This window comes from Bradyrhizobium sp. CW1, assembly GCF_023100665.1.
Classification (GTDB): domain Bacteria; phylum Pseudomonadota; class Alphaproteobacteria; order Rhizobiales; family Xanthobacteraceae; genus Bradyrhizobium; species Bradyrhizobium canariense_D.
On record NZ_CP064684.1, the window covers coordinates 797,981 to 819,286 of the forward strand.

Genomic DNA, 21,306 nt, shown 5'->3' on the forward strand with positions numbered 1-21,306 from the left:
GCGCAAAAAATATCGCTTTTTATGTTGAATTTGCTTAGCATAATTGATCCATGCGAACCAATGGCGAATACACAATCGGTATCCTAGCCGACGACCTGACCAGCGCCGCCGATGGGGCCGGTCCGTTTGTCGAGCGCGGTTTGCGAGCCGTTGTCGGCCGACGCCGGCTGCCGCACCAGGAGGCCACGATTGTCGCCGTTGATAGCGGATCTAGATCAGTGCCGGTTTCGCAAGCGGCGCGGCGGCAGTCAGAACTTGCCGAGCAGCTCGCTTCGCGGGTTGTCCTCTACAAGACCGTCGACTCGACTCTTCGCGGGCACGTGACGGCCGAGATGGAAGCGGCCTTCACCGTAAGCGGCCGCAAGATGCTGGTCTTTGCACCTGCGTTCCCTGGCGCTGGGCGTACAACCGTCGACGGCGTTCAGCTTGTGGACGGCATTCCTGTAACGGAGACCGAATACGGTCGCGACCCCGTCCATCCGGCGCGACATTCTCGGCTGGCTGAGCTCGTTCCGGCCTCCATCGGAAGCGTCGTCATCCTTGATGCTGCAACACAGGCCGATCTCGACAAACAAGTTGCCGCCCTGCCGGATCCGGAGTCGATCCTATGGGTGGGCTCTCCGGGCATGGCCCTTGCCCTGGCGAAGCGTCTTGCGCCGCTTGCGGTTGCGTCGGACGTGACCGCCGCGGTTAGTGGCGACATTCTTGTTGCGATCGGCAGCGCCAATCCGCGCAGCCATCGTCAGGCCGACTGCATCGCAATGGAGCCTGGAATCGCTCTGCTGCAGGCTCCGATCGAACGGATGAATGATCCCGGATCCGTCCTGCGCGACATTGCTCAAAATGCGGCTCGACGGCTGGCCGACGAGCGTTTCGATATGGTGATCGCCACAGGCGGGGACACCATGGAGGCGATTCTGGACGGCCTGGACATTTATGAGTTCGAGATCCTGCAAGAGCTCGAGCCAGGCTTTCCGCTTGGCCGCACGTCCCTCGGAGATGGACGAGAGCTGCTGATCGCCATGAAGGCAGGCGGCTTTGGCGACGACGATACGCTGCGTCGTGCGATCACGCGGCTCCGCCTTGGCACCTCGGTATCAGAACTGGTTGTATCATGACCCAATCCGCTCCCCTCGCCGTCACAATGGGCGATGCCTCCGGCATCGGCCCGGAGATCGTGGCGAAGACATTGGCCAAAGCCGGCGAAGGCACGGTCGTATTCGGCAGCTACGTCGTGATGGAGAATATCGTCCATCGTCTGGGTCTCGAGCTGACGGTCAGGCGTATCGCCCGACCTGAAGAGGCGCGCTCTGAGCCGCGGTCCATCGAAGTCGTCGAGGCGACGCAAATCATCGCGCCGCCTCCGCTCGGGAGCGTCAACGCCATGTCCGGCCAAGCTTCCTTCGATGCCATCGTCGCCGCCGTCGCGGCAGCCAAGGCCGGCAAGGTCAGCGGCATCGTCACCGCACCGATCAACAAGGAAGCGATGGCAAGCGCGGGCATTCGCTATCCCGGGCACACCGAAATCCTCGCCGACTATGGTGGTGCGGAGCGCGTTGCGATGATGCTGGCCAACGATGATATCCGGACGGTTCTCGTCACCATCCACATGTCGCTGCGCAAAGCCATCGACCAAGCGGATTTCGATGCCCAGATGTCGGCGATCCGGCTCGCAAATGAGGGCGGCAAGGCCCTCGGGATCGCGGCGCCGCGCATTGCAGTGGCAGGACTCAACCCCCATGCCGGCGAAGGTGGTCTCTTCGGCGACGAAGAAATCCAGATCATCCGGCCTGCGATCGAAGCGGCCCGCGCCGAGGGCATCGACGCCAGTGGCCCCTGGCCCGGGGACACTGTCTACATGCAGGCCCGCAAGGGCCGCTTCGATGTGGTCGTGGCCCAATATCACGATCAGGGCCTAATTCCGGTGAAATATCTCGGCCTCGAAAAGGGTGTGAACATCACGCTCGGCCTGCCGTTCGTCCGTACAAGCCCTGATCACGGCACGGCATTCGACATTGCGGGTCGAGGCATCGCCGACACCGGCAGTCTCGAGACCGCGCTGGCTTACGCGCGAAGGCTCGTCGCCGCGCAAATTAAGACCAAAGAAGGGGTAGTCTAATGGGCCTTCGCTTTATCTTCATGCTCACGCGCAACGATCGCACCGTCGGGGACGCCTCTGAACAACTCAAGACCGCCCTGAGGCTTGGCGTTCGCCACATCGGTTTCAAGGACATCGGCCTGCCGATTGATCGACTCAAAGTTCTCAACCGGGTCATCAAGGCAGACGGCGCCACCTCCTATCTCGAAGTCGTCTCACTCGACCGGCAAAGTGAGATCGTTTCGGCGAAAGCGGCGGTTGAAATCGGCGTCAACGTCTTGCTCGGCGGCACACATGTTGACGACGTGTTGCCGATCCTTGCTGGCACCGGCATTCAATACTGCCCCTTCCCGGGTCGCATCACCGGTCATCCGAGCGTGCTCGAAGGGAGCATCGAGGAGATCGTTGAGAGCGCCCAGGCGCTCGCCGTGCGGGAGGGCGTGTATGGCCTCGACCTGCTCGCCTATCGCTCCAAGGAAGACGTCCCGGCCCTCATCAAGGCGGTGTGCGCGGCGGTGCCCAAGCCCGTCTATGTGGCCGGCTCGATTGATACGCCTGAGCGGATCGCCATCCTGAAGGACGCAGGAGCCGCCGGCTTCACTATCGGCACGGCCGCGTTGGACGGCAAGTATCCGGCCGACGACAAGGACGTCGCTCGCCAGCTTGGGGCCATCATCCGTGACGTGGCCGCTCTGAACCGGCATCTCTCGCCGCTCCACAAGAAGAACCTGGCCAGCTCGTTCGGGCAGCTCAAGGAGACTTGGTCTCCGAAGATCGCGGGTCAGATTAACGACATGCAGATCAAGCTCGCCAAGTTCGCGGGCGAGTTCGCCTGGCGCTTTCACAGGAGCGGTGACGAACTCTTCCTGGTGCACAAAGGCCGCCTGCTGATGAAGTTTCGTGATCGGGACGAGATCATCGAGCAAGGCGAGTTCATCGTGGTCCCGCATGGGGTAGAGCATTGCCCTGTCGCGCTGGACGACGTCTGCGAGGTCGTGCTGCTCGAACCCGGCACATCCATGGATGCCGGCACCGCTCACGACCTCGAAGGCTAGACCGTCTGCCTGCGATCGGAGCAAACGCTTGACGCCGTCGACCGGCCTTCGCCGGTCCGGCCTCGATGACCTCAGGACCTGGGAGCAGGACTCCTCCCGCGCCGACTCGGTGAAGACCGGAGTCTGGGAAGCCACGCCTGGCGAGAACCGCTCGATCAAGGGCGAGACCTTTGAGTACTGCCACATCCTTTCCGGCGTGGTGGAGCTGACCGAGGAAGGCAAGGAGCCTCGCATTTTCCGCGCCGGCGACAGCTTTGTGATGAAACCCGGCTATGTCGGCGTATGGAAGACGATCGAGACAGTGCGGAAGATGACTTCGGGCGCCGAAATGGGCTTTGCCGCCGCGCTGGTGCCTTCTCGACGCTCGTGGTTCAGGACATCACTCGTCCCGGTGTCGCCGAGCCAATCGCGACGGTCTGGGTCCATTTTTCTGGGGCATCGAAAAGCGGTCCAGTCTCCGTGGACAAGCAGGTCGCGCCGCCGTTGCGCCGAACTGGGACGATCGCGCTTGAGCAGCTCGTATCGCTCAAGCGCTCAAAAACCCGAACATCTTGCGAAGTCCTAGATGATTTCAGCACATTCTATCGGGCGCCTGATGCGATGAAGGGTTGATCGGAATTTTGCTTCCGCGTTCTTGGCAGCCGAGGTTCGTTGGAACATGTCGCCCCATGTCGAGCGCATTCACAGCGATGAGCGTCTCCCGGCCGAGGCCGATGTCGTCATAGTCGGCGGCGGTATCCTCGGCGCTACGGCCGCCTATTACCTGGCGAAGCGCGGCCTCTCTGTGGCGCTCCTCGAGAAGGGTCACGTCGCCTGTGAACAATCGAGCCGAAACTGGGGTTGGTGCCGGCAGCAGAACCGCGATCGCCGCGAACTGCCACTCTCGGTGATCTCTATGCGGCTGTGGGACGAGCTCACGCGCGATATCAATCGGGACCTCGGATTTCGGCGCTGCGGACTCGTCTATGCGACCCACGACGAGGCTGTGCTCGCCGGCTGGGAAAGGTGGCGCGAGGTCGCCAGGGAGTACGACGTCGACACCCGCGTGCTGAGCCGGGCGGAGGTGGCCGAGCGCGTCCCCGAAGCGCGCGACAAATGGGTCGGCGGGACCTATTCGGCTCGGGACGGCAAGGCCGAACCTGCGCTCGCCGCGCCGGCTATCGCCGAAGGGGCCAGAATTCTGGGCGCCACGATCCACCAGGGATGCGCCGCGCGGGCGCTCGACTTGGCCAATGGCAAGATTGCAGGCGTGCACACGGAGAAGGGCTATATCAGAACCAGCGCGGTGCTTTGCGCCGCCGGCGCCTGGTCCTCGCGCTTCCTTCGGCCGCTCGGGATCAGTTTTCCCCAAGCGAGCATCCGTCAGACCGCGCTGCGTTCCACCCCGACAATCAACATAGGCGAGGCGGTCTCCACACCCTACTGCACGATCACGCGTCGACTGGACGGCAGCTATACGCTTGCGATCAGCGGCAAGGCGAACCTCGAAATCACGCCCCAGGCTATCCGGTACAGCCGGGAATTCATGCCGCAGTTCTTGCGTCGCCTGAAGAACGTCAGGATTGGCGTCGGCCAATCGTTCGTTTCGGGGCCGGATTCAATGACGGCGCTGCTGACCAACGACGATCGGATCTTCGAACAGAATCGCGTGCTGGATCCTCCGCCCTTGAAATGGCTGGTGAGCCAAGTGGTGGCGAGTGTCCGGAAAACCTTCCCCCAACTCGGCGAAATAAAGCTCGGTAGCGCTTGGGGCGGCTTCGTCGATTGCACGCCGGATGCAGTGCCTGTCGTGTCGAAGGTGGACCGGGTGGAAGGCCTCGTCCTCGCAGCGGGCTGCTCGGGTCACGGCTTCGGTTTGGGCCCGGGCCTTGGCTATCTGGCCGCACAGCTTCTCGTCAACGACACTCCTTGCGTCGATCCCGCACCGTTCCGGCTGTCGCGTCTGACCGATGGCTCGAAGCTGGACATCTCGGCCATCTGAAGATCGAGCCGGAAGTCGGGCCTGACGCGTACCGAGCAACGCCAGGTTTGGAGTACTGCGGATGGTTGCGGACGATTTAGAACGGGCTTGAACAGCCTAGTTGGTGCCCCTGGCCGGAATCGAACCAGCACTCCTTGCGGAACTCGATTTTGAGTCGAGCGCGTCTACCAGTTCCGCCACAGGGGCCCTCGGTCGGCCCTAGGCGGGCGTCGCGAAGCCGGCGGACTATAGCCATGGACCAAGCGGGGTCAACCCGCGCCAAAGTGATCCGGGCCGTTCTCGACAGCCGCATGAGCCGGGGTTACAGCCTTGGAAAGCGACCCATCGAAAGGAGGCTGCCGTGACAACCCAGAGTGCCGCAATACCTGCGTTCAAACCGGCGGCCACGACCCCTGCGCTGGCCGCTTCGCTCGCGGTCGCGCTGACGGCAGCCGCGACCATCGCGGGCGCCTGGTTCTTCCAGCTGGTGCTCGGGATTGTGCCCTGTCCGCTCTGCCTGGAGCAGCGCTACGCCTATTACCTCGTGATCCCGCTCGGCCTGCTCATCGCACTCGCGGCGCGGGGCGGTGCGCCGAGACCGCTGCTGCTCGCGGGCCTGGCGATCCTTGCGCTCGCGAGCATCGCCAATGCCGGGCTCGGCACCTATCATTCCGGCGTCGAATGGGGCTTTTGGAAGGGACCGACCGACTGCTCCGGTCCCGTCGTCAATCTCGGCAGCTCCACCGACCTGCTGTCGCGGCTCGACACCGTGAAGGTGGTCCGCTGCGACGAGGTGCAGTGGCGCTTCCTCGGCCTCTCGCTTGCCGGCTACAACGTGCTGATCTCGCTCTTGATGGCTGCGATCGCCGCGTGGGGATTCGTTGCGACGGTGAAGCGCTGAGGCTCAATCATCCACATCGTCCTGCGTCCGGCCGAACAGGTGCACAATGCCCGGCGTCGCGATCGTCACGAAGACGAAGCGCGAGAGGTGATGTGCGCCGACGAAGATCGGATCGATGTGCAGCGTCAGGGCCAGCGCCAGCATGGCGTCCATCGCGCCCGGTGCGTAGGCGACCACGACGTCGGAGAATTTCACCTGCGTGGTGAGCGCCACGATGCCGACGAAGATCGCGGAAACGGCGATGGCGATGGCAAACGAGCCCAGTGCCGCGTTGATGTGGCCGGCGAGCGTCTTGATCCTCATCCGCGCGAAGCGGCTGCCGATCAGGGCGCCGATGCCGACCAGCGCCACGCCGCGTACCCAGTCCGGCAGGCCGCCCTCGACCCAACCGGCGCCATGCAGCACGCTTGAGCCGATCATCGCACCGAACATCCAGCTCGCCGGAAACCTGATCAGCCGCAGGAGGAGTGCCGCGGCCAGCGAGGCCGCGACCAGCTCGACGAGGTCGAGCGGCGAGGCGATCGTCGTCGTCAGCGATGGCGCGACGGAGGGCGCGACGCCGGCGAACGCCAGCACCATCGGCAGGGCCGCGGTGAGGATGATGACGCGCATGGTCTGCACCACCGCGATGCCCGGCAGGTCGGCGCCGCGCTCGACCGCCAAAATCGTGATCTGCGACAGCGCGCCGGGGCTGCCGGCGAGGAAGGCCGAGGTGCGGTCCCAGCCGTGAATGCGCTGGAGATAATAACTGGAGCCGAAGGTCGAGCAGAAGGTCGCGAGCGCGAGCAGCCCGATGGTGAGCGGATAGGCACTGACCTGTTGAAGCAGGTGGCGAGAGACGACTGATCCTAACGAAATGCCGAGCAGCACCAGCACCGTCTGGGTCAGGATCGGCGGCAGCGTCAGCTGGCGACCGGCGATCGCGGCGATCCCTACCGCGATCATGGAGCCCGAGATCAATCCCCCCGGAAGGCCCGCGAGCAGAAACACGAGGCCCCCGGCGGTGCCAATGACGAGCGTTTCCACCGTGCTCAACATCTTGGCACGGCTCGGCCATTCGAACGGCAGGGAGGCGGTGATTTGCTTCACACCACCTTATCGCAAATCAACAAGAGGCGCACAATTGCGGCCACGTCATACCGCAATGCGCGCGCCTCTCGCCGAAGCCGCGAGCAGGGGGGAAGGATTTACTTCTTCTCCGCAGCCGGCGCGGCCATGCCGGCCTTGGCGGTCTTGATGCATTCGGAGCGGAATTTCTTGCGCTCCTTGCCGTGCAGGCCCTTGGCGTCGGCCTGCTTGGAGCATTCGAGCGACTCGGCCGAGTGCTCCTTCGGTGCCTTCTTGTCCATGGGGGCGGCGGTTGTGGTTTTGGTGTCGGTCTTTGCTGCCGGCGCGGCGGTCTGCGCGAAGGCGGTGCCGGTGGCGAGCAGGGAGGCGAGAGCGACGACGGCGAGGCGAGATGTGAGGGTCATGGTGCTGCACTCTTCTTGCGGGAATTGCGAAGGGCGCGAAAGTCGGCTGGCGTTGCTGAACGCGACATGAATAATTGGAACGTGGAGGATCACTATATTTTGGCGGCAGCAGCCATCGCTTCCTTGTCGCGGGCGGGCGGCACGCTAGGATAGCAATCCTCGGTTCACTTCCCTCGGGGGAAGATCAAGGAGGAGACCAAGGATGACCATTCAATCAAAGTTGCTATGTGCAGTTGCGCTGTCGGGCTTTGCCGCGCTGGTGGCAAGTGCGCCGGCGCAGGCGCTGACCTCGCAGGAGTGCAGCGCGAAATACCAGGCCGCCAAGAAGGACGGGTCGCTCGGCACCACGAAGTGGAATGACTTCCGCAAGGCCCAGTGCGGCGCGGACGCGACGCCAGCGGCTGCGCCGACCGCGGCCGCTCCTGCTGCGCCCGCCGCTCCCGCCGAGCCGAAGCAGGCGAAGAAGGAGGCCGCCCCGGCTGCTGCCCCGACCCTGCCGGCCGGCCCCGCGATCTATCCGAACGCGGTCGATCCGAAATACGCCAAGGAGACCCCCGGCAAGGGGCGCCTGCACACCTGCGTCGACCAGTACAACGCCAACAAGGCCACCAACGGCAATGGCGGCATGAAGTGGATCGAGAAGGGCGGCGGCTATTACAGCGAATGCAACAAGAAGCTGAAGGGCGCCGCCTGACGCTTCAAGACGACGCAGAGGCCGGAGCCAAGCTCCGGCCTCTTGCTTTAATCCAGGAGCTTCTCGGCCGATTTTGCCACGAGCTGCGATCGCTTGCGCGGGCCGCGCTCGACGAACAGCAGGCTCTGGCCGAAGATGAAGCAGTAGAACAGGAAGGCCTGCGCTTCGGCTGCCTCGGTATCGAGGCCGGTCGCGCGATAGAGTTCGGCGACGTGCTTCAGCCGCGCGGCGTCCACGTTCGCCACCGCTGCCGCGGCGCCCTCGTCCGAGCGAGCCCATTGCCGGATCGCAAGCTCGATTGCCATCCCGTCCGGATTGAGCCGCTCCGAATAGAGCTGGATCACCGCCCGCAGCCGTTCACGGGGCTCTTGGCCATCGAGACTCGTTTGCTGCGCGATCGCCGTTGAGCGCCCCTCGCGCCAGCGTTCCAGCATGGCACCGAGCAGTGCGGCACGGTCGGCGAAGCGGCGGTAGAAGCCGCCCTTGGTGACGCCCAGATTCTTGGCGAGCACCTCGACCCGAACCCCCTCGACTCCCGATCGGGCGAGCTCGGTGAGCCCTGCCTCGACCCAGACATCGCCTTTGCCGTCACTCATGCAGGCAGCCTCGCCGATTCTTGATACGGTGCCGTATTGCTAACGCGGGAGGAGGTTGATACGCTACCGTATCGACAATCAAAGGCAGAAAAGGCCAGGGAGAATTGCGATGGAGCAGGAGGCGACCTATCGCGGCACGGTCTATCCATGGCAGTGCGATCACGTCGGCCATATGAACATCATGTGGTATGTCGGCAAATTCGACGAGGCCAACTGGAATCTGTTCGCTCGCCTCGGGCTGACGCCGAGCTATCTGCGCGGCTCCGGCCGCGGCATGGCCGCCGTGCAGCAGAACATCACCTATAAGCGCGAGCTGCGCGCCGGCGACATCGTCGAGATCCGCAGCCATCTGCTTGAGATCCGCGACAAATCGATCCGCTTCCGGCACGACATGACCAATGCCGAGACCGGCGAGATCGCCGCGTTCTGCGAGATCACGGGCGTGCACATGGACCGGAGCCAGCGCAAATCGGTGCCGTTCACGGATGCCATCCGCGAGGTGGCCTTGAGGCACCTCGCCGAGAAGGCGGAGGCCTGAGCCATGGCTGCATATGAGCCGAAGAACCCGGGCTATCGCGCGGCTGGCATCGCCATGTTCGACGGCCAGCCGGCGATGCACACGCTCGGTATCGTGATCGTCCGCCTTGCGCCGGGCGAGGCTGAATTAGCCATGCTGCATTCGCCGGCCCTCACACAGCAGAACGGCTTTGTCCACGCCGGCATCATTACCGCAGGCCTCGACAATGCCTGTGGTGTCGCCGCCTTCACCCTGATGCCGCGCGAGGCCGATATCCTCACCGTCGAGTTCAAGACTACGCTGCTCGCGCCGGCACGGGGCGAGCGTTTCGTCTTCAAGGCAGAGGTGGTCAAGCCCGGCCGCACGCTGACCTTTTGCGAGGCCAGGGCGTTTGCCGAGCACGAGGGCAAGGTCACGTTGATCGCCACGATGACCGGCACGCTGATGGCAATGCTGCCCCGCGTTGCCGCTTCCCAAGCGCCGGCCCCGATACCGGCATAGCGTGGCGATGACATCGGCGCCGCGACACTCTATATGACCTGTAACAATTCCCAGTCTCGGACCGTATCCACGGAAATGGGACCGAAATGGAACGAGATATGGCTGGATTCAGGAATAAGAGCCTTGTGCCGACGCGGCGCGCGGCGCTGACGCTGATTGGAGCGGGCGCCCTTGTCGCCGGTGGGATCACCGCGGCGCGGGCGGCAACCGACGAAGACGAGGTGCTGACCGAAGCCAAGGTGCTGCGCGATCCCGACGTTCCCGTGGCCGGCAATCCCGACGGGAATATCAGCATCATCGAATGGTCCGACTATAACTGCCCCTATTGCCGCAAGCTCGAGCCCGAGTTGCGTCAGGTCATCCAGGACGACGGCAAGGTCCGGCTGGTGATGAAGGACTGGCCGATTCTCGGTCCGGTTTCGGTCACGGCCGCGCGGACCGCGCTGGCGGCGAAATTCCAGGACAAATACCACCAGGCCCATGACGCCATGATGGGCGTCAGCTCGCGCCTGACGGAGCCGCGCATCAACGAACTGCTCGCGGCGGCCGGCGTCGACATGGATCGGTTGAAGCGCGATCTCGCCGATCACGCCAAGGACATCGACGCCGTGCTCAAGCGCAACAACGAGCAGGCCGAAGCCTTCGGTTTCCGCGGCACGCCGTCCTTCATCGTCGGCAAATACCGCGTGCCCGGCGTGCTCAGCATGAACGAGTTCGAGCAGGTCATCGCCGACGCCCGCAAGGCCAAGATGAACTGAGCCGAGCGATATTCACCGCGCAATACGAAGGCGCCGCCGCGGACCCGCGACGGCGCCTCATTCATGATACCACATCGTTACTTGGAGGAGATGCGGACCCAGTCCTTGTGCGCGCGATCGCGCAGCGCGTCCCAATCGGCTTTGGCGACATCCCAGTTTACGATGGTGCGATTGGTCGTCGCGACCTCGCCATGAGCAACCGACGACGTCTGCATGGAGTCATAGACATACACGCCGCAGGCAAGCAGCAGCGCGCCCAAAATCATTCCAAGAAACATCCGCATGGCGAAACCTCCGATGACGGGCGATAACGTCGGCCCGGATCGATTGTTCCGCGGCAGTAGGGCGCAGGGAAGGAGAGGTTGTTCATTCTCCATTCAGCCACTGCACCAGCTCCGCGTTGATCTCGCGAGGATAGGTGTGGCTGAGGTCGTCGATCTCGCGATAGGTGACGTCGGCGCCGGCGGCGGCGAGGGCCGCCTGCGTCTGCCGCGCGGTCTGCACCGGAAACATCCAGTCGAGCTTGCCGTGCGCGATGAAGATCGGCAGGCGCTGCAGACGCGCAGCGTCAGCCATTTCGACCCTCAGCGGATGGAAGGTCGCCGACACCGGCGCGAGATGCGTGAAGGGCGAGGCGCCGTCGAGGCCGGTGACATAGCAGAAGGTGCCGCCGTCGCTCATGCCGGTGAGCAGCATGCGCGAGGCGTCGATGGTCCAGCGGCTGCGCACGGTTTCGAGAATGCGCATGAGGTTGGGCGTGTCGGAATCGTCACCCATCAGCGCCCAGGTTGGGCCGGTCGCGGTCGGCGCCACCAGGATCGCACCAAGACTGCGGGCATCGCGCAGCCAGCTCCACAGGAAACCGCGGCCGTTGCCGCTGCCGCCGTGCAACGCCATCACCAGCGGCATGGCGCGATCGGGCGTATAATATTCGGGCACGTAGACCGAAAAGCCACCGCGGCTGCCGGGCTCGTTGTGATCGTGGATGATGCCGGTGTGCGCGTCCGCGCCGGCTTCGAGCCGCGACAACAGGTCGGCATTCTCGCGATTCGCGGCGTTGAGGAAGAAACTGCTGACCGGCGGAAACCGCACGGCCAGCGGATAGAGTGCCTCCTGCGCGCGCGGCACATGACGTAGTGCGCGGAAGACCGCGACGAGGTCGCCATTGCCACGTTCGACCTCGCGCAGGCCGGCAAAGGCGGCGAGCGTCTCGTCGCAGGCACGATCGAGCCGCTCGCGCAGTCCGGTGAACTCCTCCGGCCATTCTCGGATTGCCGCGCGCGCCGTTTGCAACGCCTCGTCGGGAGCGCCAATCGCATTCATCACGGAGCCGAAGGCCGGCGGGTGCAGGTTGCGCTGAAAAAAGGCGAGCGCCTCCAGCGCATTGAGCAGCGGCGGCAGCACGGCCACGATATCGTCAACGACGGCCTCGCTCATCGTCGCTTCCTTGCGTCAGTTCTGATCGTCAGTGCAGCTTCGGCGCCTTCAAGAGCTTGTAGCGATCGGTCGAGGTCACCGTGACGTCGAAGGTGACGCCTTCATGATGTACCGTCAGCGGCACGTCGACGCCGGCAGCGCCGAGGCCCCACAGCTTCTTGTAGAAGCCGGTTTGGCTCGTGACCTTCTCGCCGTCGACCGCGAGGATGACGTCGCCGGTCTTGAGCTCGGCACGGGCGGCGGGACCATTGGCGGAGATCCCGATCACAACCACGCGGTTGTCGATCTCGGTCGAAAACAGTCCGAGCCACGGCCGTGCCGGCTTGTTGACGCGGCCGAATTTGCGCAGATCGTCCAGGATCGGTTTCAACAGGTCGATCGGCACGATCATGTTGACGTGCTCGGCCTTGGCCTCGCGCTCGCGTTCGAGCTGCAGCGAGCCGATGCCGATCAGCTCGCCGCGCTCGTTGAGGAGCGCCGTGCCGCCCCAATTCGGGTGCGCGGGATGGGTGAAGATGGCCTCGTCCAGCAGATATTCCCAGTAGCCGGCGAATTCCTGCTTGGCCACGATCTGGCTCGCGACCGAACGCGTGCGTCCGCCGGCGCCGCCGACCACGACGCGGTCGCCGAGCCGGGTCTCGGCCGAGATCCCGAGCGGCAAGGGGGCGACATCGAGCTGGCCGAGCGCCTGCACCAGGCCAAAGCCGGTGACGGCATCGAAGCCGAGCACATGTCCCTCCACTACGCGCCCGTCTCCGACATGCAGCCACACCGACTCTGCTTCGGTGATGAGGTAGCCGATGGTGAGCACCAGCCCGTCGTCGATCACGACGCCGTTGCCGGCGCGTTCAGTCCCCAGTGTCTCGGCGCTGAAGGCGTCCGGCGGGATGATGGCATGCAGGCCGACGACGGAGGCGAGCGCGCGGTCGAGATCGAAACCGTAATCGCTCGCACGCGGCTGATTGGCCGGTGGCACTCTCCATTCGGTCAGGGCGGGCATGGAGTTCTCCTGGCTGAGAGCATCGCTCCGCCGATTAGCGGAACGACGCGCGAAGCACGGATAATTTAGGCCGGAGGAGGCCGTCTTGAAAGCCTCGTTCCCCAACTATTCCCGAGGCACCGGATGAAATCTTTGAAAGGCGCGGGAAGGCTTGATGCACGGTCGGTCGAGCGGGCCTCCGGCATTGGCCGCATGGCTGCTGTCCGGCGAGGTGCTAGGCGCGGTACAATGAAGCTGCTAACCATTGCCGCTTCGTTTGACCGAGGGATCACGGGGCCGAAGCATGGACAACCGCAGCGACATCTGGCGTGGCATCGACACGATCAAGGCACGTTTCATCGACCTCAGCGACAAGGTCTGGGGCATGCCCGAAGTCTGCTACACCGAGGCGCGATCCGCCGCCGAGCATCTCGCCGAGTTGCGTCATCAGGGTTTCCGCATCACCGAGCAGGTCGCGGGCATTCCGACCGCGGTGATGGGCGAATGGGGCGAGGGCGGACCGGTCATTGCCTTCATGGGGGAATATGACGCGCTCCCGGGCCTGAGCCAGGAGGCCGGCGTCGCGGAGCATCGTCCGGTCGAGACTGGCGGCCACGGCCATGGCTGCGGTCACAATCTGCTGGGTTCCGCAGCTCTCCTCGCCGCGACGGCGGTGAAGGACTGGCTTGCCGAGAACAAGGTGCCGGGCCGCGTGCGCTATTACGGCTGCCCCGCGGAGGAGGGCGGCGCGGCAAAAGCCTTCATGGTGCGCTCCGGTGCATTCGAAGACGCCGACATCGCCATCACCTGGCATCCGCACAGCTTCTGGGAAGTCGCGGTGACGCCGTCACTCGCCAACACCCGCGCCGATTTCATCTTCACCGGCCGTACCTCGCATGCGGCGGCCTCGCCGCATCTCGGCCGCTCCGCGCTCGACGCCGTGGAGCTGATGAATGTCGGCGTGAACTATATGCGCGAGCACATGCCGAGCGACGCGCGCGTGCACTACGCGCTGCTCGACACCGGCGGCATCGCCCCGAACGTGGTGCAGGCGCATGCGCGCGTGCGCTATTCGATCCGCGCCCGTGATCTGCCCGGCATGAACGAGCTGGTCGGACGCGTGAGCAAGATCGCGGACGGCGCGGCGCTGATGACCGAGACCAAGGTCGAGATGAAGATCATCTCCGCGGTCTCCAACATCCTGCCGAACACGCCGCTGGAGCAGGCGCTGCATCGGGTCATGGAAGAGCTCGGACCGCCGCATTTCGACGACGTAGACAAGGGCTTTGCCACGGAGATCCGCGCAACGCTGAGCGACAAGGACATCGAGTCGGTCTATTACGCGATCGGCATGGAGCCGACCGACCGGCCGCTGGCTGACTTCCTGGTGCCACTGGATGCCAAGCGCAATCCGCTGGTCGGCTCGACCGACGTCGGCGACGTGAGCTGGGTGGTGCCGACCGTGCAGGTCCACGCACCCACGGTTGCAATCGGTACGCCCTTCCACACCTGGCAGGTGGTCGCGCAGGGCAAGAGCGCGCATGCGCACAAGGCCATGGTGCAGGCCGCCAAGGCGATGGCCGGCATCGGTATCAAGGCGCTGACGGACCCGGAGCTGATCAAGGCTGCCACGGCTGACCTCCAGAAGCGGACAGCCAAGACGCCTTACGTCTGTCCGCTGCCAGACCACGTCGCGCCGCCGCTCGACATGTCCGTGGCGTAGAATTTCGCCTCGATACTTCGTCTGATGCGGCGATCAAATTTTCTGCAGTGCAGCGCGGAATTCAGCGTGTTTTGATGCTGGATTGCCGATCGGATGGGCTGCGGAATATGGTTTTGCCCAACAGACAGTCAGAAGACCGTTTGCATACACACGGTCGCAGTTGACGCGCACCCCATTCGGTGTGCCATCTACCGCCAGCCAAGCCCGGTGGTCGCCTCGCGCGACCGCCTGCATCCATACGGGAACCAGACGGGGACAACCATGCTGGATAAACAACTGCGTTCGATGATCGGTGACGTGAAGGACGGGCGGATGGATCGCCGCGGCTTCATTCAGCGTCTTGCCGCCGTGGGTCTCACCGCGCCTTTGGCCAACCAGATTCTCGCCCTTGGCGGCGTCGCCATGGCCGAGGGCGCCTCGACCTACAAGCCGACCAAGCGCGGCGGCGGTGGCGCGCTCAAGCTGCTGTGGTGGCAGGGGCCGACCCTGCTCAATCCGCATTTCGCCACCGGCACCAAGGACCAGGACGGCGCGCGTCTGTTCTACGAGCCGCTCGCCTGTTGGGATCCCGACGGCAACATGAAGCTGGTCCTGGCCGCCGAAATTCCCTCGATCCAGAACGGTGGCCTCGCCGCCGACGGCAAGTCGGTGACCTGGAAACTCAAGCCCGGCGTCAAATGGCATGACGGCACGCCGTTCACGGCCGACGACGTCGTCTTCAACTGGGAATATGCCAAGGATCCGGCGACCTCCGCACTGACCATCGCGACGCTCCGCGACATCACCGTCGAGAAGGTGGACGACCTCACGGTCCGCATCCTGTTCAACAAGCCGACGCCGTTCTGGGCCGACGCTTTTGTCGGGGCTCCCAATACCATCATCCCGAAACATCTGTTCAAGGACTATATGGGGTCCAAGTCGCGGGAGGCGCCGACCAACCTCTCGCCGGTCGGTACCGGCCCCTACAAGTTCGTCGAGTTCAAGCCGGGCGATCTTGTCCGCGGCGTGATCAATCCCGATTATCACATGGCCAACCGCCCCTATTTCGATTCGATCGAGATGAAGGGCGGCGGCGACGCCGTCTCTGCCGCGCGCGCGGTGATCCAGACTGGCGAATATGATTTCGGCTGGAACATTCAGGTCGAGGACGACGTGCTGCTGCGCCTGGAGAAGGGCGGCAAGGGAAAAACCGTCTACGCCGTCGGCGGCGACACCGAATTCATCGCGCTGAACTTCACCGATCCCAACACCGAGGTCGATGGCGAACGCTCCTCGATAAAGACCAAGCACCCGCTGTTTTCTGATCCAGCGGTGCGCAAGGCGCTCTCGCTGCTGATCGATCGCGAATCGGTCAAGAAGGCCATCTACGGCCGCGCCGGCCGCACCACCGCCAACTTCCTCAACGGGCCCGAAAAATTCGTGTCCAAGAACACCTCGTGGGAGTTCAGCGTCGAGAAGGCCTCGAAGATCCTCGACGACGCCGGCTGGAAGCCGGGCGCCGACGGCATCCGCGAGAAGGACGGCAAGAAGCTGAAGCTCCTCTACCAGACCGCGATCAACGGGCCGCGCCAGAAGACGCAGGCCATCGTCAAGCAGGCCTGCCAGAAGGCGGGTATCGACGTCGAGCTGAAATCGGTCGTCGCCTCCGTGTTCTTCTCCTCCGACGTCGGCAATCCCGACACCTATTCCAAGTTCTACGCCGACATGGAGATGTTCCAGATCCCGCTGAGCCAGCCCGATCCGTCGCAGCACATGCGTCGTTACCTTTCGAACCTCGTCGCCACCAAGGAGAACAAGTGGCAGGGCACCAACTTCCCGCGCTGGGTCAACAAGGAGTACGACGCGACCATCCTGGCCGCCGACGGCGAAATGGATCCGGTCAAGCGCGCGGCGCTCTACATCAAGGCCAATGATCTCATGTACCACGACATCGTTTTCATCCCGGTGCAGCACCGTCTGAAGGTCGAGGCGGCCGCCAACAATCTGCGCCCGGTCGTTTCCGGCTGGGCCAACGAGACCGACAATTTGTTCGACTGGTACCGCGAAGAATGATCACGCACGCCTAGAGCGGTCCTTCTTCATGAGCCAGTATGTCCTGCGTCGCCTCCTGATCGCGATTCCGAGCCTGCTCGGAATTTCGCTCGTGCTGTTCGTCGTGCTCGCACTCGCCCCGGGCGATCCCTTCTCCGAGCTAGCGACCAATCCGAACGTGCCGCCCGAAGTCGCTCTCGCGCTTCGGGCGAAGTTCGGCCTCGACGATCCGATCTACCTTCGTTACCTGCACTGGCTCAACGCCATGCTGCACGGCGACTGGGGTTTCTCCTTCGTCAGCCGGATGAACGTGGACACGCTCATTCTCCAGCGACTGCCAACGACGCTGTACGTGATCGGCTCGGCGCAGATCCTTGCGCTCCTGATCGCGATCCCGGTCGGGGTCTACGCCGCGACGAAACCTTATTCGCTGTTCGACCAGGTCGCCAACACGCTCGCCTTTGTCGGCTTCTCGCTGCCGACCTTCTTCACCGGCATCCTGTTCATCCTGATCTTCTCGGTCACGCTGGACTGGCTGCCTTTCGTCTACACGACCGACATCAAGGGCACGGGGATTCACTGGGTGCTGGAGATGATCCGTCAGGCGATCATGCCGGTGGCGGTGCTCGGCCTGTTCCAGGCTGCGTCGATGACGCGTTTCGTGCGCTCGGCGATGCTCGACGTGATCCGGCTCGACTACGTCACCACCGCGCGCGCCAAGGGCATCGGCCAGAGGCGGGTGATCATCAAGCATGTGATGCGCAACGCGATGATCCCGGTCGTCACGTTGATTGCGTTGCAAATCCCGGCGGTGTTCGGCGGCGCCATCGTCACCGAGCAGATCTTCCGCATCCCCGGCATCGGCTCGCTGCTGATCTCCTCCATCCTTTCCAACGACACGCCGGTGGTGATGGCCGTCACCTTCGTCTTTGCGTGCCTGGTCGTGCTGTTCAATCTCATCGCGGACGTTCTTTATGGCTGGCTTGACCCTCGCATCTCCCTCCGCTGAGCGGCGCGTCTACTCGCCCTGGCGCGAGACGTGGCGGCGCTATAGCCGCCACAAGCTTGCCGTGGTCAGCGCGTTCCTGCTCCTCGTTCTGATCCTGGCGGTGGTGGTCGGCCCCTTTATCTGGCGGGTCAAGATCGACGACATCGACATCGTGGCGGGCATGCAGGGGCCGTCGCTGGCCCATCCCTTTGGCACCGACGATCTCGGGCAGGATATCCTCGCCCGCATGATCTATGGCGGGCGCATCTCGCTCGCGGTCGGTCTCGCCGCGATGCTGGTCTCGGTCTTTGTCGGTGTGCTGATCGGCGCGCTCGCCGGCATGTCGCGCGGCGCGCTCGGCCATGGGCTGATGTGGCTCACCGATCTCTTTTTGTCGCTGCCGCAATTGCCCCTGCTGCTGCTGCTGATCTATCTCTTCCGCGACGGGCTGAAGGCAGCGTTCGGCCCCGAGGGCGGCATTTTCATCCTGATCGTGCTCGTGATCGGTGGCTTGCGCTGGATGCCGGTCGCCCGCCTCGTTCGCGCCCAGTTCCTGTCGATCCGCGAGAAGGAATTCGTCGAAGCCGCGCGCGCTCTCGGAGCCAGCCCGGTACGGCAGGTGGTGCGCCATATCCTGCCCAATGCGCTCGGTCCGGTGATCATCGCCGGCACCATCGACGTGGCCGCAGCCATCATCGCGGAATCGACGCTGTCCTTCCTCGGCCTCGGCTTCCCGCCGGATACGCCGACCTGGGGCCGGCTGCTTTATGACGCGAAAGACTTTCTCGACATCGGCCCGCACTGGGCGCTGTTCCCGGGCGGCGCGATCTTCATCGCAGTGGTCGCCATCAATTTTATCGGCGACGGCCTGCGTGACGCGCTCGATGCGCGGCGGGTGATCTGATGGCGCCGCTGCTCGAGATCAAGGGACTGAAAACCCACTTCTCCACCGACGACGGCATCCTCCAGGCGGTCGACGGTGTCGACATCTCCATCAACCGCGGCGAGACGCTCTGCGTCGTCGGCGAATCCGGTTGCGGCAAGACCGTCACCGCGATGTCGATCCTGAAGCTGATCGCGATGCCGCCGGGCCGCATCGCGGCAGGCGAGATCATCTTCGAGGGCCGCGATCTCGTGCCGCTGACGAGCAGTCAGCTCGACGAGATCCGCGCCAAGGAGATCGGCTTCATCTTCCAGGAGCCGATGACCTCGCTCAATCCGGTGCTGACCATCGGCGAGCAGATCGCCGAAAGCCTGCGCCGCCATGAGAATGTCACCAGGAAACAGGCGCTCGATCGCACCATCGAGATGCTCAAGCTGGTGCAGATTCCCAACGCCGAAGGCCGCGTGCACAACTATCCGCATCAGTTCTCCGGCGGCATGCGCCAGCGTGTGATGATCGCGATGGCTCTCGCCTGCAAGCCGAAACTGATCATCGCCGACGAGCCCACCACGGCCCTCGACGTCACTATTCAGGCGCAGATCCTCGACCTGCTCCAGGACATGAAGGAACGCTTCGGCATGGCGGTGATGCTGATCACCCATGCCATGGGCGTCGTCGCCGAGACCGCGCAACGCGTCGTCGTGATGTATGCCGGCAAGGTGGTGGAGGAGGCGCCCGTCGACGACCTCTTTGGCAATCCCGGCCATCCCTATACCCAGGGACTGATCCGCTCGATCCCGCGCATCGATCTCGCCAGCGAGCACAAGGTGCGGCTGGAGGCGATCGGCGGCTCGGTGCCGATCCTGATCAATCCGCCGGTCGGCTGCCGCTTCGCTCCGCGCTGCCGCCACGCCATGAGCGTCTGCACCGAGAGGGAGCCGCTGCTGCGCGAGATCGCGCCCGGCCACCGTATGGCCTGTCATCTGGGAGATACGCAGTTGGGAGGCGCAGCATGACCGAGCCCCTGCTCCGCGTCAGCGGCCTGAAGAAATATTTTCCCGTGCATGGCGGCCTGTTGTCGCGCCAGGTCGGCAGCGTTTATGCCGTCGATGGGGTCTCGTTCTCGGTCAACCGCGGCGAGACGCTCGGCCTCGTCGGCGAATCCGGCTGCGGAAAGTCGACGACGGGACGCTGCGTGCTGCGCCTGATCGAACCGACCGACGGCGAGGTCGTGTTCGACGGTCAGGATGTCCGCCAGCTCGGCGGCAACGATTTGCGCGCGATGCGGCGGAACATGCAGCTTGTGTTCCAGGACCCGTTCGCCTCCCTCAATCCGCGCATGACGGTCGGCGCCATCCTCGGCGAAGCCCTCGTCATCCATAAGCTCGGCTCATCCGCCAAGGAGCGTGAGGATCGCGTCGCGAGCCTGCTGGTGAAGGTCGGGCTCAAGGCCGAGCACATGCGCCGCTATCCGCATGAATTCTCCGGCGGTCAGCGCCAGCGCATCGTGATCGCGCGTGCGCTCGCGGTCGAGCCGAAACTGATCGTCTGCGACGAACCGGTGTCTGCGCTCGACGTCTCGATCCAGGCGCAGGTCATCAACTTGCTGGAAGATCTCCAGGCGGAGCTGAACCTCACCTATCTCTTCGTTGCGCACGATTTGTCGGTGGTCGAGCACATCTCCGACCGGGTCGCGGTGATGTATCTTGGCCGTATCGTCGAGCTCGCCAAGGCCAGCGACCTCTACCGCAATCCGCAGCATCCCTACACGAGGGCGCTGTTATCGGCGGTGCCGGTGCCCGATCCCAAGCTCAAGCGCGAGCGCATCCGCCTCAAGGGCGACGTTCCGAGCCCGATGAAGCCGCCGTCGGGCTGCCACTTCCACACCCGCTGTCCTATCGCCCAGCCGCGTTGCGCGGAAAGCGCACCGGAGCTGAAGGAGGGAGCAGGCGGGCACTTTGTGGCGTGCCATCTCGCCTGACGCCGGGAAAAGCGGATCGCGCATTCATGCGTGAAGCAGGCCGTGCTCCGACAGGGCCCGCCTGAAAGCCTCAACCGAGGTGTGGTGATGCGCGAACAGGCCCGCCTCTCGCGCACCGGCGACATTGGCCATGAGATCGTCGACGAACAGGACGTTCTCCGGTTTGACGTCGAGCTCCGACAGACAGAGGCGGAAGCAGCGCGGGTCCGGCTTCGCCGTCTTGAACCGGGCCGAGGCGTAGATTCGCGAGCCGAACAGCGGTGGCAATTCCGGCAGCAGCGCTGCGATATGGTCGGCGACCAGCGTCGTGTTGTTGGTCAGGACGGCAATGTCGACGGTTTGACGCAAGCTGCCGACAATCTCCAGCATGGCACGATCGGCCTGCATTGAACGGCGTCGCGCCTCGATCCACTCGTCCAGTGACAGCGGATAGCCGATGCGGTCGCCGAAACCCCGCAAATAGTCCGCGGCATCGAGTGTGCAGGAATCGCCGAGCAGCTCGAAGCCGCTGTCCCAGATCGCCTTGTGGACGGATTCGCTCGTGGTCCCCGCAACCTTCGCCAGCCATGCGACACGCTTTGCCGTGTCGTAGTCGCAGAGGACATTGTCCATGTCGAAGAGGACGAGTTTGATTTGACCGGTCACCGCAGCACTCTCGGATTGGCCGAACATCCGGCCGTGATCCAAGCCATACCGCGCTGGAGCGCAGGCAACAAATCGGGCCAGCGGTCG

At 64.2% G+C, this 21,306-nt stretch carries 22 protein-coding genes, 1 tRNA gene and 1 pseudogene; 16 read left to right on the forward strand and 8 right to left on the reverse strand.

Features of this window, described 5'->3' with window-relative positions; all coding sequences use genetic code 11:
* Positions 1-50 precede the first annotated feature (50 nt).
* The 5 genes and pseudogenes from IVB54_RS03745 to IVB54_RS03770 all read left to right on the forward strand — a co-directional run bounded on the left by IVB54_RS03745 (position 51) and on the right by IVB54_RS03770 (position 5,134).
* Positions 51-1,118 carry a four-carbon acid sugar kinase family protein gene (locus tag IVB54_RS03745; protein ID WP_026232484.1) on the forward strand — a complete coding sequence of 356 codons (1,068 nt, stop codon included), beginning with the start codon at positions 51-53 and terminating at the stop codon, positions 1,116-1,118.
* Positions 1,115-2,119 carry a 4-hydroxythreonine-4-phosphate dehydrogenase PdxA gene (gene pdxA, locus IVB54_RS03750; protein ID WP_247777074.1) on the forward strand — a complete coding sequence of 335 codons (1,005 nt, stop codon included), beginning with the start codon at positions 1,115-1,117 and terminating at the stop codon, positions 2,117-2,119. The genes IVB54_RS03745 and pdxA overlap by 4 nt, the downstream gene beginning before the upstream one ends.
* Positions 2,119-3,153: a cupin domain-containing protein gene (locus tag IVB54_RS41585; protein ID WP_345946341.1), complete on the forward strand. Its 1,035-nt coding sequence runs from the start codon at positions 2,119-2,121 to the stop codon at positions 3,151-3,153. Before pdxA ends, IVB54_RS41585 begins: the two co-directional genes overlap by 1 nt.
* Positions 3,154-3,226: 73 nt before the next feature.
* A pseudogene (locus IVB54_RS03765) lies at positions 3,227-3,466 on the forward strand (cupin domain-containing protein); the annotation flags it as partial.
* 345 nt (positions 3,467-3,811) lie between these two features.
* Complete coding sequence (locus IVB54_RS03770) at positions 3,812-5,134, forward strand: FAD-binding oxidoreductase (RefSeq protein WP_018453207.1); 1,323 nt, start codon at positions 3,812-3,814, stop codon at positions 5,132-5,134.
* A gap of 101 nt (positions 5,135-5,235) precedes the next feature.
* On the opposite strand, the gene IVB54_RS03775 is transcribed toward IVB54_RS03770, so the two are convergent.
* Positions 5,236-5,320, reverse strand: a tRNA-Leu gene (locus IVB54_RS03775).
* 154 nt (positions 5,321-5,474) lie between these two features.
* On the opposite strand from IVB54_RS03775, the gene IVB54_RS03780 reads away from it, so the two are divergent.
* Positions 5,475-6,014 carry a disulfide bond formation protein B gene (locus IVB54_RS03780; protein ID WP_247777075.1) on the forward strand — a complete coding sequence of 180 codons (540 nt, stop codon included), beginning with the start codon at positions 5,475-5,477 and terminating at the stop codon, positions 6,012-6,014.
* 3 nt (positions 6,015-6,017) lie between these two features.
* Here IVB54_RS03780 and IVB54_RS03785 read toward each other — a convergent pair whose 3' ends face one another.
* Positions 6,018-7,103, reverse strand: coding sequence for an AbrB family transcriptional regulator (locus tag IVB54_RS03785; protein WP_085350767.1), 1,086 nt, complete (start codon positions 7,101-7,103; stop codon positions 6,018-6,020).
* 98 nt (positions 7,104-7,201) lie between these two features.
* A complete protein-coding gene (locus tag IVB54_RS03790; RefSeq protein ID WP_018453210.1) occupies positions 7,202-7,486 on the reverse strand; it encodes a PsiF family protein in 285 nt (94 codons plus the stop codon).
* 202 nt (positions 7,487-7,688) lie between these two features.
* On the opposite strand from IVB54_RS03790, the gene IVB54_RS03795 reads away from it, so the two are divergent.
* Positions 7,689-8,180: a hypothetical protein gene (locus tag IVB54_RS03795; protein ID WP_085361101.1), complete on the forward strand. Its 492-nt coding sequence runs from the start codon at positions 7,689-7,691 to the stop codon at positions 8,178-8,180.
* 47 nt (positions 8,181-8,227) lie between these two features.
* On the opposite strand, the gene IVB54_RS03800 is transcribed toward IVB54_RS03795, so the two are convergent.
* Complete coding sequence (locus IVB54_RS03800; RefSeq protein ID WP_018453212.1) at positions 8,228-8,776, reverse strand: TetR/AcrR family transcriptional regulator; 549 nt, start codon at positions 8,774-8,776, stop codon at positions 8,228-8,230.
* A 109-nt stretch (positions 8,777-8,885) separates the two neighbouring features.
* Between IVB54_RS03800 and IVB54_RS03805 the strand changes: the two genes are divergently transcribed.
* The 3 genes from IVB54_RS03805 to IVB54_RS03815 all read left to right on the forward strand — a co-directional run bounded on the left by IVB54_RS03805 (position 8,886) and on the right by IVB54_RS03815 (position 10,552).
* Positions 8,886-9,314, forward strand: coding sequence for an acyl-CoA thioesterase (locus IVB54_RS03805; protein ID WP_018453213.1), 429 nt, complete (start codon positions 8,886-8,888; stop codon positions 9,312-9,314).
* Positions 9,315-9,317: 3 nt separating this feature from the next.
* Positions 9,318-9,794 (forward strand): PaaI family thioesterase, encoded by a 477-nt coding sequence (locus tag IVB54_RS03810; RefSeq protein WP_018453214.1) that lies wholly within the window; start codon positions 9,318-9,320, stop codon positions 9,792-9,794.
* 98 nt (positions 9,795-9,892) lie between these two features.
* Positions 9,893-10,552, forward strand: coding sequence for a DsbA family protein (locus tag IVB54_RS03815; protein ID WP_026232486.1), 660 nt, complete (start codon positions 9,893-9,895; stop codon positions 10,550-10,552).
* Positions 10,553-10,629: 77 nt separating this feature from the next.
* Here IVB54_RS03815 and IVB54_RS03820 read toward each other — a convergent pair whose 3' ends face one another.
* The 3 genes from IVB54_RS03820 to IVB54_RS03830 all read right to left on the reverse strand — a co-directional run bounded on the left by IVB54_RS03820 (position 10,630) and on the right by IVB54_RS03830 (position 12,989).
* Positions 10,630-10,836 carry a hypothetical protein gene (locus tag IVB54_RS03820; RefSeq protein ID WP_018453216.1) on the reverse strand — a complete coding sequence of 69 codons (207 nt, stop codon included), beginning with the start codon at positions 10,834-10,836 and terminating at the stop codon, positions 10,630-10,632.
* An 82-nt stretch (positions 10,837-10,918) separates the two neighbouring features.
* Positions 10,919-11,989: a phospholipase gene (locus IVB54_RS03825; RefSeq protein ID WP_018453217.1), complete on the reverse strand. Its 1,071-nt coding sequence runs from the start codon at positions 11,987-11,989 to the stop codon at positions 10,919-10,921.
* Positions 11,990-12,017: 28 nt separating this feature from the next.
* Positions 12,018-12,989 (reverse strand): S1C family serine protease, encoded by a 972-nt coding sequence (locus IVB54_RS03830; protein ID WP_018453218.1) that lies wholly within the window; start codon positions 12,987-12,989, stop codon positions 12,018-12,020.
* Between the two features lie 283 nt (positions 12,990-13,272).
* Between IVB54_RS03830 and IVB54_RS03835 the strand changes: the two genes are divergently transcribed.
* The 6 genes from IVB54_RS03835 (at position 13,273) to IVB54_RS03860 (ending at position 20,574) form a co-directional block, all read left to right on the forward strand.
* Positions 13,273-14,691 carry a M20 family metallopeptidase gene (locus tag IVB54_RS03835; protein WP_018453219.1) on the forward strand — a complete coding sequence of 473 codons (1,419 nt, stop codon included), beginning with the start codon at positions 13,273-13,275 and terminating at the stop codon, positions 14,689-14,691.
* Between the two features lie 261 nt (positions 14,692-14,952).
* Entirely contained in the window at positions 14,953-16,743 is a 1,791-nt protein-coding gene (locus IVB54_RS03840) for a peptide ABC transporter substrate-binding protein (RefSeq protein WP_026232487.1), read from the forward strand.
* A gap of 28 nt (positions 16,744-16,771) precedes the next feature.
* Positions 16,772-17,731 carry an ABC transporter permease gene (locus IVB54_RS03845; RefSeq protein WP_007597394.1) on the forward strand — a complete coding sequence of 320 codons (960 nt, stop codon included), beginning with the start codon at positions 16,772-16,774 and terminating at the stop codon, positions 17,729-17,731.
* Positions 17,697-18,614 (forward strand): ABC transporter permease subunit, encoded by a 918-nt coding sequence (locus IVB54_RS03850; RefSeq protein WP_007597392.1) that lies wholly within the window; start codon positions 17,697-17,699, stop codon positions 18,612-18,614. Before IVB54_RS03845 ends, IVB54_RS03850 begins: the two co-directional genes overlap by 35 nt.
* The gene (locus tag IVB54_RS03855; protein WP_085350758.1) at positions 18,614-19,609 is read left to right on the forward strand and encodes an ABC transporter ATP-binding protein; all 996 of its coding nucleotides are present in this window, start codon (positions 18,614-18,616) and stop codon (positions 19,607-19,609) included. The genes IVB54_RS03850 and IVB54_RS03855 overlap by 1 nt, the downstream gene beginning before the upstream one ends.
* Positions 19,606-20,574: a dipeptide ABC transporter ATP-binding protein gene (locus tag IVB54_RS03860; protein WP_007597389.1), complete on the forward strand. Its 969-nt coding sequence runs from the start codon at positions 19,606-19,608 to the stop codon at positions 20,572-20,574. The genes IVB54_RS03855 and IVB54_RS03860 overlap by 4 nt, the downstream gene beginning before the upstream one ends.
* Positions 20,575-20,598: 24 nt before the next feature.
* Here IVB54_RS03860 and IVB54_RS03865 read toward each other — a convergent pair whose 3' ends face one another.
* Complete coding sequence (locus tag IVB54_RS03865; RefSeq protein ID WP_026232488.1) at positions 20,599-21,246, reverse strand: HAD family phosphatase; 648 nt, start codon at positions 21,244-21,246, stop codon at positions 20,599-20,601.
* Positions 21,247-21,306: the final 60 nt, after the last annotated feature.

What these genes read in the sequence shown, in the direction of transcription:
- IVB54_RS03745 (WP_026232484.1), top strand. Translation starts at nt 51, where the DNA reads ATGCGAACCAATGGCGAATACACAATCGGTATCCTAGCCGACGACCTG.
- pdxA (WP_247777074.1), top strand. Translation starts at nt 1,115, where the DNA reads ATGACCCAATCCGCTCCCCTCGCCGTCACAATGGGCGATGCCTCCGGC.
- IVB54_RS41585 (WP_345946341.1), top strand. Translation starts at nt 2,119, where the DNA reads ATGGGCCTTCGCTTTATCTTCATGCTCACGCGCAACGATCGCACCGTC.
- IVB54_RS03770 (WP_018453207.1), top strand. Translation starts at nt 3,812, where the DNA reads ATGTCGCCCCATGTCGAGCGCATTCACAGCGATGAGCGTCTCCCGGCC.
- IVB54_RS03790 (WP_018453210.1), bottom strand. Translation starts at nt 7,486, where the DNA reads ATGACCCTCACATCTCGCCTCGCCGTCGTCGCTCTCGCCTCCCTGCTC.
- IVB54_RS03795 (WP_085361101.1), top strand. Translation starts at nt 7,689, where the DNA reads ATGACCATTCAATCAAAGTTGCTATGTGCAGTTGCGCTGTCGGGCTTT.
- IVB54_RS03800 (WP_018453212.1), bottom strand. Translation starts at nt 8,776, where the DNA reads ATGAGTGACGGCAAAGGCGATGTCTGGGTCGAGGCAGGGCTCACCGAG.
- IVB54_RS03805 (WP_018453213.1), top strand. Translation starts at nt 8,886, where the DNA reads ATGGAGCAGGAGGCGACCTATCGCGGCACGGTCTATCCATGGCAGTGC.
- IVB54_RS03810 (WP_018453214.1), top strand. Translation starts at nt 9,318, where the DNA reads ATGGCTGCATATGAGCCGAAGAACCCGGGCTATCGCGCGGCTGGCATC.
- IVB54_RS03815 (WP_026232486.1), top strand. Translation starts at nt 9,893, where the DNA reads ATGGCTGGATTCAGGAATAAGAGCCTTGTGCCGACGCGGCGCGCGGCG.
- IVB54_RS03820 (WP_018453216.1), bottom strand. Translation starts at nt 10,836, where the DNA reads ATGCGGATGTTTCTTGGAATGATTTTGGGCGCGCTGCTGCTTGCCTGC.
- IVB54_RS03825 (WP_018453217.1), bottom strand. Translation starts at nt 11,989, where the DNA reads ATGAGCGAGGCCGTCGTTGACGATATCGTGGCCGTGCTGCCGCCGCTG.
- IVB54_RS03830 (WP_018453218.1), bottom strand. Translation starts at nt 12,989, where the DNA reads ATGCCCGCCCTGACCGAATGGAGAGTGCCACCGGCCAATCAGCCGCGT.
- IVB54_RS03835 (WP_018453219.1), top strand. Translation starts at nt 13,273, where the DNA reads ATGGACAACCGCAGCGACATCTGGCGTGGCATCGACACGATCAAGGCA.
- IVB54_RS03840 (WP_026232487.1), top strand. Translation starts at nt 14,953, where the DNA reads ATGCTGGATAAACAACTGCGTTCGATGATCGGTGACGTGAAGGACGGG.
- IVB54_RS03845 (WP_007597394.1), top strand. Translation starts at nt 16,772, where the DNA reads ATGAGCCAGTATGTCCTGCGTCGCCTCCTGATCGCGATTCCGAGCCTG.
- IVB54_RS03850 (WP_007597392.1), top strand. Translation starts at nt 17,697, where the DNA reads ATGGCTGGCTTGACCCTCGCATCTCCCTCCGCTGAGCGGCGCGTCTAC.
- IVB54_RS03855 (WP_085350758.1), top strand. Translation starts at nt 18,614, where the DNA reads ATGGCGCCGCTGCTCGAGATCAAGGGACTGAAAACCCACTTCTCCACC.
- IVB54_RS03860 (WP_007597389.1), top strand. Translation starts at nt 19,606, where the DNA reads ATGACCGAGCCCCTGCTCCGCGTCAGCGGCCTGAAGAAATATTTTCCC.
- IVB54_RS03865 (WP_026232488.1), bottom strand. Translation starts at nt 21,246, where the DNA reads ATGTTCGGCCAATCCGAGAGTGCTGCGGTGACCGGTCAAATCAAACTC.